The sequence below is a fragment of the Sulfurimonas sp. SWIR-19 genome (assembly GCF_020410885.1).
Lineage (GTDB): Bacteria > Campylobacterota > Campylobacteria > Campylobacterales > Sulfurimonadaceae > Sulfurimonas > Sulfurimonas sediminis.
In genome coordinates this window covers 1,401,085-1,414,867 of record NZ_CP084578.1, presented here as the reverse complement: position 1 = coordinate 1,414,867, position 13,783 = coordinate 1,401,085, and the positions used below count along the sequence as shown (strand labels likewise).

Below are 13,783 nucleotides of genomic sequence, written 5' to 3'. Positions count from 1 at the left end.
AATTACGGAATATTTTACAAAGCTTATATGAAAAGATGATACAATAGTATTCAATTTAGTTGACAGAGTATTGTATGAAAAAAATCTATATAGCCGGACCTGATGTATTTGAAGTTAATTCTATAGAGATCGGTAAAAACCTGGTAAAATTATGTGAAAAGTATGGCTACCAGGGCCTTTATCCTTTAGATAATGTTGTCGATTTTTCACAAACAAAACATAAGATAGCGCAGGATATATTTGATGCAAATATAAAGATGATACAAGAGGCTGACACAGTGATAGCCAATTTAAATTCTTTTAGAGGAAAAGAGCCTGACAGCGGAACTGTTTTTGAATGCGGATATGCCTATGGACTGAACAAAGAGGTATACGGGTATTTAAGTGATACCTCTCATTATATCGACAGGTTTGCAGAAGATGAAAGATTTGCCAAAGAGGGATCTTTTTATGATCTGGATGCAAGACTGATAGAAGATTTTGATTATCCGCTGAATCTAATGCTCTCCTGTTCTACGAAAATTATAGAAGGTGATTTTGAAACAGTTTTAAAATTTTTAAAAGGCAGAGAATGAGATTTTTCATATTGATACTCTTCTTTTTGTGCGGTTTCACAGAAGCCGATACAAACCGCGGACATGCTGCAGATGCCCTGGAAAAAGTCTCTTTACAGCTCCACTGGAAATACCAGTTTGAGTTTGCGGGATTTATTGCCGCCAAAGAGAAGGGATTTTACCGGGATGCCGGTCTGGATGTTAAGATCAAAGAGTACCAGACGGGGATGAATGTTGTTGATGAGGTTCTCTCACAAAGAGCAAATTACGGTATTTACAACTCTTCTATCTTACTGGAGTATCTGCAGGGGAAACCTCTGGTTTTGCTGGCATCATTTTTTAAACGCTCCGCACTTGTGCTTATTACGCAGCCCTCTATTCATTCTCCCAAAGATCTGATCGGTAAAACAGTCATGTCTTCGCTTGTTGATGATTTCAGGCTTAATTTTAAACCTTATCTTGACGGATACGGTGTAAAGATAAGTGATCTTAAAATGGTTCCGCAAACATACCGTGTAGATGAGTTTGCAAAGGGTGAAGTCGATGCTATGACTGCCTTTATTTCCGATCAGCCTCACAAGCTTGACAAACTCGGTGTAAAATATAATATTCTGGATCCCTCAAATGACAATCTGTTTGTTTTGCAAGAGGAACTCTTTACCTCCGCTGCTGAACTGAAAAACCATCCATACCGGGTGCATGCTTTTAAAAAAGCTTCCATAAAAGGCTGGGAATATGCTCTTTCGCACAGAAAAGAGATTGCCAAAATCATTCATGAAAAATATGCGCCACAGCTTGACAAAGAGACATTGGAATATGAGGCAGAAACAATCAACAAACTGATACTGCCTTTTATATATGACATAGGTTCCATAGACAAAAACTTCCTGCATAAACAGATGCAGCTTTTTAAAAATGATTTTCATGTGGGTGCGGGAAAAACACTGGATGATTTTATTGTAAAGCCCGGGATAAACGGACTTGCATTGACAGATGAGGAACAAAGATATATAGAGTTGCATAAAAAAATACCTTTGTGTATAAATTATGATTTTTTTCCGATTGACGGATATAAAGACGGTAAGCACATTGGCATTATGGCTGATGTGTTTGCAATGATTGCCAATAAAACAGGTTTTGAATTTATTCCTGTAGAATCACACTCAGAAGAAGAGTTGTTTCAAAAACTGCAAGAAAAAAAGTGCAAACTTCTTGCCATTGTGGCAACAAACAACAGGCACTTTACTACTATCAGACCGACAAAACCTCTCAGCAGTACCCATTTTACATTGTTAAGCAGACTTGATAAATCTTTCGTTGAAAATCCTCTGTTTTTAAAAGGAAAGTTGTTACTGGTGCAAAAAAACTCATTTAAAAATTATTTAAATTATCTGTATCCCTATTTAAACATTGAAGTGGAAGAGAATAAAAATACAATGGTGAAAAAAGTGCTTGACGGCAGAGCCTATGCTATTGCATCTATAGACGAACAGGCTGACTATTTTATTGACAAGTATGGATACGGCAAGCTGAAAATCAATGGGTTCCTGGCAAAAGAGAGGCTGCTGCATGGCAGTATCGGTGTACAAAAGGATGAACCGGTTTTGTACTCAATTATGCAAAAAGTTTTAAAGAGTCTTTCCAAAGAGAAGATAGAGGCAATAAAAAACAGCTGGAGACTCACGCGGTACCATGAAAGGGTTGATTATTTTCTTTTATGGATGGTTTTAGGGGTTGTCGCAATCATTTTTTTTATTATGATTTACTATCAAAAAAAATTGAAAAACTTCAATGCGGCACTTGAACAAAGAGTGCAGCAAAAAACAAAAGAACTGCAAGAAACAAATGAAATTTTAAAACACAAAGTACAGGAAAAAGCAAAAGAACTGATTAAAAAAGATGAAATTTTGACGGCACAGTCAAAACAGGCTGTAATGGGAGAAATGATTAGTATGATTGCCCATCAGTGGCGCCAGCCCTTAAATACAATTACACTTCAAATTTCAAATTTACAGTTAAAATATCTTATGGGGCAACAAATTTCCAAAGAGGATATTATGCAGACTTTGGAAGATATCAGCGATTCTGTTGTGTATCTTTCCGATACTATTGAGGATTTTAAGACATATTTTCGCCCAAACAAAGCTGCTCAAGAGAGTGACATGAGAGGATTGCTCAAAAAAGCGATAAAATTTGTTGAGCCAAGACTCAAGTCAAATAAAATTGAACTCCAAACAGAATGTGATTCTGAGTTGCATGCAAATGTATATGCAAATGAACTGATACAGGTTTTACTAAATCTGTTAAACAATGCCATTGACGCCTACGAAAACAAAAAAACAGAAGATAAAATCATAAAGGTTACATGTAAACAAAACGGTCCAAATATTCAGATTGATGTGACTGACAGAGCCGGAGGGATAAGAAAAGAACATTTGTCCAAGTTATTTGAACCCTATTTTTCTACGAAAGGTAAAAATGGCACAGGACTTGGGCTTTATATGTCCAAAATGATTATAGAAAAACAGTTTGGTGGGAGTATCAGTGTGAAAACCTCTATGTTCGGCACAACTTTTACCATAGTCATACCAAAAGATGTGCAAAAATAATATTGAAAGGTATCCTTTAGATTTGTTTTCTTTTTACCATTGCCAAAACCATCGGGAGGTTGAGTCCGTCGTTATGATACCCTTCATCTCTGCATGATTCACATTTATCACCCATAGGGCATATGTCATTTTCCAGGAGTTCTTCAAGGGTGGTAAAGTTATTTTCTTTTATACACTCAGCTATATCTTTTAGAGTCAGTGAATTGCATACACATATCTCAGTATCTAAATCTATCATGTTTTTAAAAACCTTTTTCTTTTATACGGAATTATAATATATTTTTATTAACACAAATTTTATATTTATGAGATACAATTACACAGAGAATACACACAAAAATGTAATATTTTTAAAAAAGGACAATTATATGAGACTATTGGCAAAAATATTTTTTATCTTGACTATGGTTTTTTCTTTTGTAAATGCAGCTGCTTTTTTAATGCCTGATGAGGCATTTAAACCTTATGCCAAAGTCAATGAGTCAATGCAGATAGAAACAGGTGTGAAAATCGCCAAAGATATTTATCTGTATGCCGATAAATTAAAAATTGAACTGATTGATGCAAAAGGCTTGTCAATACAAAACATCACAAAGCCTGCTACATCCGAGCATCAGGGTGACAAAGTTTATATCAAGTCACCGAATTTTATTGTTACATTGAAAAAAGATGTTTCTTTAAAAGGGATGCAAACAATAAAATTGAAAATCTCTTACCAGGGATGTTCGGAGCAGGGACTGTGTTATGAACCCAGTACAAAAGAGTTTACTCTTCAAGTAGATGTAGACAAGCTCTCTGCTGAAAATAATGCTTTACATGTAAAGGCAGAAGAAAAGTCAGAGACTGACTCTATAGCAGATACAATAAAATCAAGCAGTTTCTTCGTTATTTTGGCAACATTCTTCGGGTTTGGCGTTTTACTCTCTCTGACTCCCTGTGTTTTTCCAATGATTCCTATAATCTCCGGTGTAATTATTTCCCAGGGAGAAGGACTTACGACAAAAAAAGCTTTTGCCCTCTCTTTGGTGTATGTACTTGCAATGGCTGTTGCCTATACAATCGCAGGTATTTTAGCAGGACTCTTTGGAGCTAATTTACAAGCCGCACTGCAAAATCCATGGGTTGTCTACTCTTTTGCAGGTATCTTTGTTGCTCTTGCTGCAAGTATGTTTGGTTTTTATGAATTGAAACTTCCTGATGCACTTGTAAGCAAAGTCAGTACAAATACAAATCGTAACGGTTTTATAGGTGTAGCCATTATGGGATTTCTCTCAGCACTCATTGTCGGTCCCTGTGTTGCTGCTCCTTTGGCAGGTGCTTTGGTATACATAGGACAAACGGGTGATGCACTTTTAGGCGGAGCTGCACTTTTCAGTATGAGTATAGGAATGGGGGTTTTACTTATTTTGGTCGGTGTAAGTGCCGGTAAGTTTATGCCTAAGCCTGGTCCGTGGATGGTTATGGTCAATGAAATTTTTGGCGCATTAATGTTGGGTGTTGCTATTTGGATGCTTGAAAAAGTACTGCCATCATCTGTTACCACTCTGATGTATGCAATAGTCGGAATAGGATTCAGTGTCCATTTTGGAGCCTTTGACAAAGAGGGACACAGTTTCAAGCGGAGTCTGTCCTTACTGTTGTTTATCTACTCTTTGGCACTTTTTATGAGTGTTTTGGCGGGCGCACCAAGTATAAAACAACCACTTGGATTTTTAAAATCACAGGCAGCGGGCACAGTACTTCCTGCAAATGAGAAAAAGTTGACATTTACAGAAGTAACCTCATTGGATGAGCTTAATGCTTTGTTGGAAAAAAACAGAGGTAAAAAAATAATGCTTGATTTTGCAGCTGAGTGGTGTACAGCCTGTAAAGAACTTGAAGAGGTGACTTTTGCAGACCCGAGAGTAAAAGAAAAACTACATGAGTATGTCCTGATTCGCGCAGATGTTACGGCAAACGGAGCAAAAGAAAAGGCACTCAGCAAGGCATATGGTGTTTTTGGTCCTCCTGTAATGATCTTTTTTGACAAAAATTTACATGTAGAGAAATCCAAAACAATTGTAGGGTTTATAGAACCGGAAGCGTTTTTAAAACATCTTCAGTAATTTGGACTAAAGAACAGAGGCGGAGTTTATTTGTTAAAAAAAATAGTAATCTTTTTTGGGGGAATCATAGTTATTGTCCTGCTTCTTACTTTATACTTTAAAAATGAAGTCAAAGAGGAAAAAATTTACCATATTATGGATCAAATGCGGCTGACACTTGATTCCCAGCTCAAATCTCATGAAATGGATGACCTGAAAATTGCCTTGCTTCTTTCAAAGAATGAAGCGCTTGTCAATGCTTTGGAAAATGATGATGAAGATTTAGGCTATAAAATTTTAGAAGACATTACACAGGATATTGAAAAAAACACCGGTATGCGGATACGTGCCCAGGTCATTACAAAAGAGCTGAATATTTTTGCAAGAAGCTGGGATGACATCTATGCCGGTATGCCTATAGGTGATTACAGACTGGATCTGCAATATTTTTATACACATACAAACCCCCGTACTTCTGTAGAAATAGGACGCCGTCTGGGTATAAAGGCAACAGTGCCTGTTTATAAAAACGGTAACTTTTTAGGCTTTGTGGAAGTTATCTCTTTTTTTAAATCTATGACAGATTTTTTCAGTTCCATGGGTGTTGATTTGTATGTGTTACTTGATGTAAAGCACACAGACACCGCAGTTTTGATGATGCAAAACCTGACGGTTGACAATTATGTTCTGGCAAACAGAAACTATAATTATGCACATATTCAAACTCTCAACCATATTGATTTTAAAGAATTGAAGCTTAACGGTGTTGTTTACGCAGATGAAAAATATATTTTTTATGAAAATATGAAAGACGGAAGTGGTACAATAATAGGAGCTTTTGTTTTTGTATTGCCAAAAAGGTATTTGGATTATTTTAGAAATCCTGAAGATGACATCTCTTTTTTAATCAATGTTACAAGAAGCGGACTGTATGATGTTGTCAAAGAAGAAAAATATGAAAACAATATATATAAAGATTACAGTGCCAAATCAATGGTCTATTTACAGGATGTAATAGACAAAGAAGAGCGGCAGTTGTTTTTTGATGAAGCCTATGAAAAATTTGATAAATATTCCAAAGACGAGTTGATTCAAATGATGCTTAACAGAAAAATAGTAAAAAAAATAGACGGGAAAATTAAATGAGAATTTTACTTTTGGAAGATGAATACTCTTTGCGTATCAGTGTAGAAGAATTTTTGAGTGATCTTGGATATGAAGTAGACGGGATTACGGACGGACTTGAAGCATATGATGCTGTTTATGATAAAAGCTATGACCTGCTCCTTTTGGATGTAAATGTTCCTTCTCTCAACGGTTTTGAACTTTTAAAAAAACTGCGTGCAGATGAAATTACAACACCTGCTATATTCTTAACATCAATGACGGATGTTGATGATTTAAAAGAGGGCTACAAAAGAGGATGTTGTGATTATATCCGCAAGCCGTTTGATCTCGAAGAGCTTGAACTGCGTATAGATCAGGCAATTGCAAGTCATTTGCAAAATGACGGTAACAGTGTGGAACTCGGCTGTGGTCTGGTGTATGATTTGAAAAAAAGCAAACTGACGAAAGATGATGAAGAGATTGTACTGCGAAAAACAGAAAAAGATTTACTTGAAGTGCTTATCAAGCATAAAAATTCTATAGTTTCTACAGAAATGTTTCAAGATGAAGTCTGGGGGGAATATGTGGAACCGGCTACAATACGGGTTCAGCTTAACAATCTTAAAAAGAAACTTCCACAGGCAGTCATACAAAACAGACGTGGTTTAGGGTACATTATTGAAAGATAATAAATATTCGGCAAAATATGCACTTATTTACACTTTTTTGGTATCAGCCATACTGCTGACGCCTCTGTTCTTTTATTTAGTCTATATGAAAAATATACACTCCATTCAAAATGAGCTTTTCTTGAAAGAAAAGTCTCTTTTGGTGGTAAAAGCGATGGAAGAGTTTAATCAGGATGATGAATATTTTGAGTATCCGAGATTTAAAACATTTCAATCAGGTCTTTATGACGAAGGTTTTCATCCGATTTTTACTTTGATTGACACTCCGATCAATTATTTTAAAGAGGGATATTATTTAGAAGGCAACAACGCCTATCTCATTGTAACCTTGCCAAAAGAGAGATATTTCGGTGCAAGATATCTTGTACTGAAAAATGAAATCTCCTTTGCGCCTGTGTATGAAAAAGTATTTATTATCCTTTTTACCATTGTTGTCTTTGTTTTTATACTGAGTCTCTTTTTTCTGAGCAGTTTTGCCAAACCATTTCAAAGAATTAACAAACAGTTGGACAATTTTATAAAAGACTCCATGCATGAGATAAATACACCTCTGTCTATTATTAATGTAAATATTGATCTTTACAACAGAAAACATGAACAAAACAAATATATGCAGAGAATGAAAGCTGCCGCAAAAGTACTTTCAAATATCTACAATGATATGGACTATCTTATAAAATATGAACGCTTGCATCATGAAAAAAAAGATATAGATCTTGCCGAGTTCCTCAAAGAACGCATAGAGTATTTTAATGAAGTTGCCAAAATGAAAAATATTCAGATAAATGCATCAGTACAGGAGTGTGGAACGGTGTATATGAATGACAAAGAACTGCAGCGTCTCATAGACAACAACATTTCCAATGCCATAAAGTACTCGTATGAAAATTCAAATATTGACATTACGCTGTATAAAGAAAACGAAAAATGCTGTTTGAGTTTTAAAGATTATGGTGTAGGCATTGAAAAGGTTGAAAAGATATTTAGTCGATACTATAGAGAAGACAGCAGCAAAGGCGGTTTTGGAATAGGGCTCAATATAGTAAAAGCAATTATAGATAAAGAGAATATAGAACTCAAAATAGAGTCATTGCCGAAGCAGGGAAGCCTGTTTATCTACACATTTCCTCAAAAAAAGACAAATTAAATATAAATAAAACTGATTTTACATAAATTTTACATTTAGTAGTTACACTTACTCCATAAAACATAGAGGAGGAACGAGAATGAAGAAAACTGTTATGATGTCATTACTTGTGGGTGTTTCATTATTTGCTACTGATTATAGCAAAGTAATAACGCATCCGGATGCGAGTAAGATGATAGAAAAAGATTTGTTAGCACCACCCAAAGTATATAGTATGCCAGCCGGTTGTGTAACAACTGACCCTGATGCGATAGCAAGAGGTGCATATATTTTCCATAACTTAAATGGAAAAAAGGCAAAGAAAAACCCGCCAAAAGGTTTGTCTAGAAAAACAAAGGACGGAAAAGTCAAGCAATATGGAAACTGTGTTGCATGTCATAATATAGAAGGTGCAAAAGGTGCCGGTAATATAGGTCCTGATTTAACTGACTATAGAGAAAACTTTATAAACAGTGGTGCAAGAGACAACCAGTTTGTTTTTCAAAAAATAGCTGATGCTCGTATTGACAATCCGGATACTCATATGACAATTAACTTGACAACCAAGTTATTCACTCCAAGAGAAATATGTGATATTACTTCATATATTGTTGCTCCAAAATAATTATAAGGAATTTAAACTATGCAAAGAAGAGATTTTTTCAAAAAACTAGGAACAGTAGCTGCGGTATCAGCTGTTATGCCAGCGATGAGTTTTGCCGGTGGTTCGAAACCTATCAGTCCAAATAAGATGGATTACAATACTGCTGTAAAGACGATAACAGGCGGGAAAACTCCTAAACCTTCAAAAAAAGTGAAATTAAAAGTTCCCGAAATTGCGGAAAACGGTGCAGTTGTTCCGGTAACTGTAACAGTTGATTCTCCAATGACTGAAAGTAACTATGTGAAAGCTATTCATATTTTAACAGGAAAAAATTCAAACGCTCGTACAATTGATGTTTATTTGACTCCTGCTAACGGCAAAGCAATGTTTTCAACACGTATTAAGCTCGGTGGCACGCAAAAAGTAGTTGCTTTGGTAGAGTTAAGTAATGGTGAGTTTTTAACAGCTTCTCAAAGTGTTAAAGTAACTATTGGTGGTTGTGGTTGATTCTAACCAAACATTTAAAGTCAAGAAAAATATAAAATAGAGGAATTGAAAATGCAAGAAAGAAAGTCACTGATTAAAATCAAGCCAAAAAGATATAAAAACGGCGAGATAGTCAAAGTTAGTTTTATGGTTATGCATCCAATGCATACTGGTATGGCTAAAGATAAAAAAACGAAAAAAATTATTCCGGCAAAATATATAAACAGTGTAAAGTTTATTTATAACGGAAAAGAGATTACAAGCATGAAAGTCTGGGAGTCATTATCTGTAAATCCTGTATTTACTACATACATGAAAATTAACGGCAAAGGGAAACTGACTGTTAAATATACGGATAATACTGGCGAAGCGCACGAAAAAACCAAAAAGATTAAACCAAAAGGATAATCAAATGAAAACAGGTATTAAAATAGCTCTATCAGTTGCAATGCTTGCTTCATTATCTTATGGTGGTGAGCAATTTGCAATGAGCGACGCAGACCGTGCAATGTACGCAGAGATGTCAGAAAACAATCCTGCAGACATTATGGTGGCTGACGGTGAAGAATTACTAGGTTATATGGGTGGGGACGAAGGTCTTGCAAAATACCTTGGTGTGACTGAAGATGAACTGCCGGCATATATAGCAGGTTTTCCCCGCTATATCAAAAAGTTTGACATGGTTGTAGGTATTGACCAGGTTCTACAGGCAATGATGGCAGACGGTGGGCACAAACCACTCAAGCTTAAAAGCGGAAATATGTTTGCAATGGTGGCATATGTGAAATCTATTGCAAACGGTGAAAAGATAAACATAGACGTAACAGCAAACAAGCAGATGAAAGAAGCTTATGCACTGGGTTTGAAGACATATATGACAAAACGCGGTGGTCGCGGACTTTCATGTAACTCTTGTCATGCTCCTGCTGTAGTCGGTCGTATTTTAAGAACACAGCCGCTGCCGGATTTAGGTGCAAACGGAGCTAAGGCTGCTGCAACCTGGCCGGCATACAGAATGACAAAATCATCTTTAAGAACACTGCAACGTCGTTTTCAGGGATGTATGAAAAATGCACTTTTAAAAGTTATACCGCTCGGTTCAAAACAGATGGTAGCACTTGAAGTGTATTTAACAAATAAAGCAAAGGGCGCTGAAATTTCAATCCCTGGTTTAAAAAGATAGAAGGTTAATTAATGGAAATTTCTAGAAGAGATTTTATGCACATTGCAGCGATATTTGGACTGACTGCGGCTACAAGTAGTTTTGCAAGTTCACAAAAAATAGAGCAGATTGGTTTAAAAGACATATACCAGTTTAATTCAATGGGTAATTTTACACTGATGCATATATGTGATTTACATGCACATATAAAACCACTCTATTGGAGAGAGCCCTCAACATTGATCTCTGCTCCAAACCTTGTGGGAACACCGGGATTTTTGTGTGGGGAAGCATTTGCAAAGCATTACGGTTTAGAGCCCAGTTCTTTGGATGCATATTTTGATACCTATATTGACTTTAGCAAATTGGCTAAAAAGTTTGGAAAAATGGGTGGTATTGCCCACATTAAAACTTTGACAAATCACATTATAAAAGAGCGTGGAAAAGAGAATGTTCTTTTCCTGGATTCCGGTGATACATGGCAAGGGACAGGCGTGGCACTGAAAACTGCCGGTGAAGCTATTGTAAAAGCTCAGAATTACCTTGGTATTGACACTATGGTCGGGCACTGGGAATTTACTTATGGAAAAGAGAGAGTAAAAGAGCTTATCGAAATGCTTGATGCGAAATTTATTTCTCAAAATATTATAGGTGATGATCCTTTTGCCGATGAATATGAAGAGTTGATTTTTGAACCGTATACCATTGAAGAGCGTGGTGGGGCAAAAATCGGAATTATCGGCCAATCCTTTCCGTTTACATCTACTGCAAATCCAAAAGAGTTTACAGAGGGCTGGAGTTTTGGTTTAAGACTTGAAACACTTCAAGAATATGTAGATGAGTTGAGAAATGAGAAAAAAGTGGACTGTGTTGTCGTGCTTTCGCACGACGGATTTAGCGTTGATCAGGAAGTGGCGCGTAAAGTTAAAGGTATCGACTTTATTTTAAGCGGTCACACACATGACCCTTCACCGGAGCCTATTGTAATTAATGGTACTGTTATTGTTATTGCAGGAAGTCACGGAAAATATATCGGTCGTCTGGATATTGATGCAAAAAACGGAAAAGTGAACGGATATGAGTACAAACTTATTCCTATTGCTTCACATATTATTCCGGCTGATCCGGAAGGTGTAAAACTTGTCAATGAGCTATATGCTCCGTTTGACAAAGAGTTTAATGAAGTGTTGGGCCGAACAAAAGGAATGCTGTATAAGCGTGATACATTCTTCTCAACATTTGATCAGCTCATCAATGATGCAATTATGGATGAGATGAAGTGTGATGTCTCTTTTACTCCAGGGTACAGATGGGGAACAACAGTCTTAGCCGGTGACAATATTTTAATGGACAATGTCTATGAGATGTGTGGTATTACTTATCCTGATGTGTATACATTTGAGTTAAAAGGTGAAAAAATTGCGACACTTTTAGAGGATATCGCAGATAATGTTTTTAATGCAAATCCTTTATATCAGCAGGGTGGTGATATGAGCCGTCTTGGTGGTGTAACGTATTCTATCGCTGTTTCCAACAAAGCGGGTGAGAGAATATCAAATCTTAAAATAGGAGGTAAACCTATAGACTTGAAGAAAACTTATATAGTCTCATCATGGGGTGGGAACCTGCAAAAAGCGGGTGCCAACTTGCAAACTGACAAAATTCGTCCGGTTTATGATGTTGTACGTGATTATATTAAAAAGAAAAAAGTGGTTGATGTGAGTAACAAAGGTAATGTTACGATACTAGATTACAGTTGTGGCTGTCCGACTAAGGGGTCAAGGGGCTGCTAAAGGAACAGGAGGCAGCTGCAACTGCCTCCTGTATCTGAATGTGTTAATAATAACATAATCAAACAGGGTTATTATAACACTTTTTAAATAAATAAAAGGGAAACAAATGAAAAATATGATTAAATTGGCAGCCGGAACTGCTGCTTTACTACTAATGGCTACTTCAGCACAGGCTACGTTAAAGACAGATAAGGTTACTTTAAAAGGGAACATGCAAGTGAAGTACAACAAGCTTCCAGCTCCAGTTGATTCTTTGAAAGAAGCTTTTACTGAGGGTATGTTTTACGGTCGTTTCAGAACGAACTTTTTCTTTTGGGACTGGGATGTAGAAAATTATGCTACTGGCGGAAAGCAAAAAGATAACAAAAACAATGGTGTCGGTGGTAGTCTGATCTATAAATCTGCTCCGTTTAAAGGATTCAGCGGAACTGTTGGTCTGTATACATCACAAAATCTTGATTTCTTTCGTATGGATAAACAAGATGCAAAATATGCAAAATCGGGTAAAGATACATTCAGTAGATATAATTTATCAACTGGTGGACATTATGGTATCACTGATTTAGGTCAGGCATACTTACAGTATGATGCAACAAAAAAGACAACTGTTAAAGTCGGTCGTCAAATGTTTGAGACAGTTTTTACAAAATCAAATGATACAAAGATGATACCAAATACTTTTGACGGTGTCACTGTTGTCAGTAAAGATTTACCAAAAACTACGGTAAAACTTGCATATTTTACAAAACAGAAACTAAGAGATCACACGAATGCACATGATGTTCTTGCATTTGATCCAAACAATAAATGGAATCAAAATGATGATTCGGCAATCAACAAAAACCTGACAGTTGCAAGAATAGGACAGGATAACAAACTGATAGTCGGTACTGTGACAAACAAGTCTGTTAAAAACCTCAAGGCCAGTATAGGTTATGCAACAGTTCCTGGTGTTGTGAGCAATATTACATTAGAAGCACATTATACTATTCCTGTCGGTTCAATGAAAGTTGTTCCTGGCGTAAGATATATGATGCAGTATGACAGTTTGGGTGCCAACTATGGTGTGGCAAACTTAAAAGGAAATCAGACAAACTATACAAATCCAAACTCTTTGGATTCAAATCTTTTAGCTGCAAGAATTGATTTTAAACAGGGTGCTTTTTTAGGTCGTTTAGGGTATTCTAAAATAGCCGATAAAGCAGATATTGTTGCTCCATGGCGTGGATTCCCTACGGGTGGATTTACTCGTGCAATGGCTCAATATAACTGGTATGCAAATACAAAAACATATATGCTTCGTTTAGGGTATGATTTTGGAAAAGCAAAAATTCTACCAGGATTCAGTGTAATGGCTCGTTATGCAATTCAGGATTTTGATGATACAAAACCTGGTGTTCAAGCTGATACAAACATCTTCCATATGGATGTTCGTCAAAACATCGGACACAGCAGTGAATTAAAATTCAGACTTGGTATGGTTGATGCAAAACCGACAAACGGTAAGACAGATGTATCATACAATGAATACCGTTTAGAGTATAACTACTTCTTCTAAAGAGAAGTAGT

The 13,783-nt window shown here is 36.3% G+C and carries 13 protein-coding genes; 12 read left to right on the top strand and 1 reads right to left on the bottom strand.

Annotated features, from left to right (window positions below; all coding sequences use genetic code 11):
* Positions 1-74: 74 nt before the first annotated feature.
* Both LCX93_RS07360 and LCX93_RS07355 read left to right on the top strand, forming a co-directional pair.
* Positions 75-575, top strand: coding sequence for a nucleoside 2-deoxyribosyltransferase (locus tag LCX93_RS07360; RefSeq protein ID WP_226065492.1), 501 nt, complete (start codon positions 75-77; stop codon positions 573-575).
* Complete coding sequence (locus LCX93_RS07355; protein ID WP_226065490.1) at positions 572-3,163, top strand: ABC transporter substrate-binding protein; 2,592 nt, start codon at positions 572-574, stop codon at positions 3,161-3,163. The genes LCX93_RS07360 and LCX93_RS07355 overlap by 4 nt, the downstream gene beginning before the upstream one ends.
* Positions 3,164-3,179: 16 nt before the next feature.
* Here LCX93_RS07355 and LCX93_RS07350 read toward each other — a convergent pair whose 3' ends face one another.
* Complete coding sequence (locus LCX93_RS07350) at positions 3,180-3,401, bottom strand: (2Fe-2S)-binding protein (protein ID WP_193149976.1); 222 nt, start codon at positions 3,399-3,401, stop codon at positions 3,180-3,182.
* Between the two features lie 130 nt (positions 3,402-3,531).
* On the opposite strand from LCX93_RS07350, the gene dsbD reads away from it, so the two are divergent.
* The 10 genes from dsbD to LCX93_RS07300 all read left to right on the top strand — a co-directional run bounded on the left by dsbD (position 3,532) and on the right by LCX93_RS07300 (position 13,772).
* Positions 3,532-5,268 (top strand): protein-disulfide reductase DsbD, encoded by a 1,737-nt coding sequence (gene dsbD / locus LCX93_RS07345; protein WP_226065488.1) that lies wholly within the window; start codon positions 3,532-3,534, stop codon positions 5,266-5,268.
* A gap of 30 nt (positions 5,269-5,298) precedes the next feature.
* On the top strand, positions 5,299-6,393 hold the full coding sequence (locus LCX93_RS07340) for a cache domain-containing protein (protein ID WP_193149974.1): 1,095 nt from the start codon (positions 5,299-5,301) through the stop codon (positions 6,391-6,393).
* On the top strand, positions 6,390-7,043 hold the full coding sequence (locus LCX93_RS07335) for a response regulator transcription factor (RefSeq protein WP_193149973.1): 654 nt from the start codon (positions 6,390-6,392) through the stop codon (positions 7,041-7,043). The genes LCX93_RS07340 and LCX93_RS07335 overlap by 4 nt, the downstream gene beginning before the upstream one ends.
* A complete protein-coding gene (locus tag LCX93_RS07330) occupies positions 7,033-8,190 on the top strand; it encodes a sensor histidine kinase (RefSeq protein ID WP_226065486.1) in 1,158 nt (385 codons plus the stop codon). The genes LCX93_RS07335 and LCX93_RS07330 overlap by 11 nt, the downstream gene beginning before the upstream one ends.
* Positions 8,191-8,269: 79 nt before the next feature.
* Entirely contained in the window at positions 8,270-8,794 is a 525-nt protein-coding gene (soxX, locus tag LCX93_RS07325; RefSeq protein WP_193149971.1) for a sulfur oxidation c-type cytochrome SoxX, read from the top strand.
* A gap of 18 nt (positions 8,795-8,812) precedes the next feature.
* Entirely contained in the window at positions 8,813-9,280 is a 468-nt protein-coding gene (gene soxY / locus LCX93_RS07320; protein ID WP_226065484.1) for a thiosulfate oxidation carrier protein SoxY, read from the top strand.
* Positions 9,281-9,331: 51 nt separating this feature from the next.
* Entirely contained in the window at positions 9,332-9,667 is a 336-nt protein-coding gene (gene soxZ, locus LCX93_RS07315; protein ID WP_193149969.1) for a thiosulfate oxidation carrier complex protein SoxZ, read from the top strand.
* 4 nt (positions 9,668-9,671) lie between these two features.
* Positions 9,672-10,442, top strand: a complete 771-nt coding sequence (soxA, locus tag LCX93_RS07310) for a sulfur oxidation c-type cytochrome SoxA (RefSeq protein WP_193149968.1) — start codon at positions 9,672-9,674, stop codon at positions 10,440-10,442.
* Between the two features lie 11 nt (positions 10,443-10,453).
* Positions 10,454-12,214, top strand: a complete 1,761-nt coding sequence (gene soxB, locus LCX93_RS07305; RefSeq protein ID WP_226065482.1) for a thiosulfohydrolase SoxB — start codon at positions 10,454-10,456, stop codon at positions 12,212-12,214.
* 106 nt (positions 12,215-12,320) lie between these two features.
* Positions 12,321-13,772: an OprD family outer membrane porin gene (locus LCX93_RS07300; protein ID WP_226065480.1), complete on the top strand. Its 1,452-nt coding sequence runs from the start codon at positions 12,321-12,323 to the stop codon at positions 13,770-13,772.
* Positions 13,773-13,783: the final 11 nt, after the last annotated feature.

Coding starts and splice junctions, on each gene's coding strand:
- soxA (WP_193149968.1), top strand. CDS start 9,672: ATGAAAACAGGTATTAAAATAGCTCTATCAGTTGCAATGCTTGCTTCA.
- dsbD (WP_226065488.1), top strand. CDS start 3,532: ATGAGACTATTGGCAAAAATATTTTTTATCTTGACTATGGTTTTTTCT.
- soxB (WP_226065482.1), top strand. CDS start 10,454: ATGGAAATTTCTAGAAGAGATTTTATGCACATTGCAGCGATATTTGGA.
- LCX93_RS07300 (WP_226065480.1), top strand. CDS start 12,321: ATGAAAAATATGATTAAATTGGCAGCCGGAACTGCTGCTTTACTACTA.
- LCX93_RS07335 (WP_193149973.1), top strand. CDS start 6,390: ATGAGAATTTTACTTTTGGAAGATGAATACTCTTTGCGTATCAGTGTA.
- LCX93_RS07360 (WP_226065492.1), top strand. CDS start 75: ATGAAAAAAATCTATATAGCCGGACCTGATGTATTTGAAGTTAATTCT.
- LCX93_RS07350 (WP_193149976.1), bottom strand. CDS start 3,401: ATGATAGATTTAGATACTGAGATATGTGTATGCAATTCACTGACTCTA.
- soxY (WP_226065484.1), top strand. CDS start 8,813: ATGCAAAGAAGAGATTTTTTCAAAAAACTAGGAACAGTAGCTGCGGTA.
- soxX (WP_193149971.1), top strand. CDS start 8,270: ATGAAGAAAACTGTTATGATGTCATTACTTGTGGGTGTTTCATTATTT.
- LCX93_RS07355 (WP_226065490.1), top strand. CDS start 572: ATGAGATTTTTCATATTGATACTCTTCTTTTTGTGCGGTTTCACAGAA.
- soxZ (WP_193149969.1), top strand. CDS start 9,332: ATGCAAGAAAGAAAGTCACTGATTAAAATCAAGCCAAAAAGATATAAA.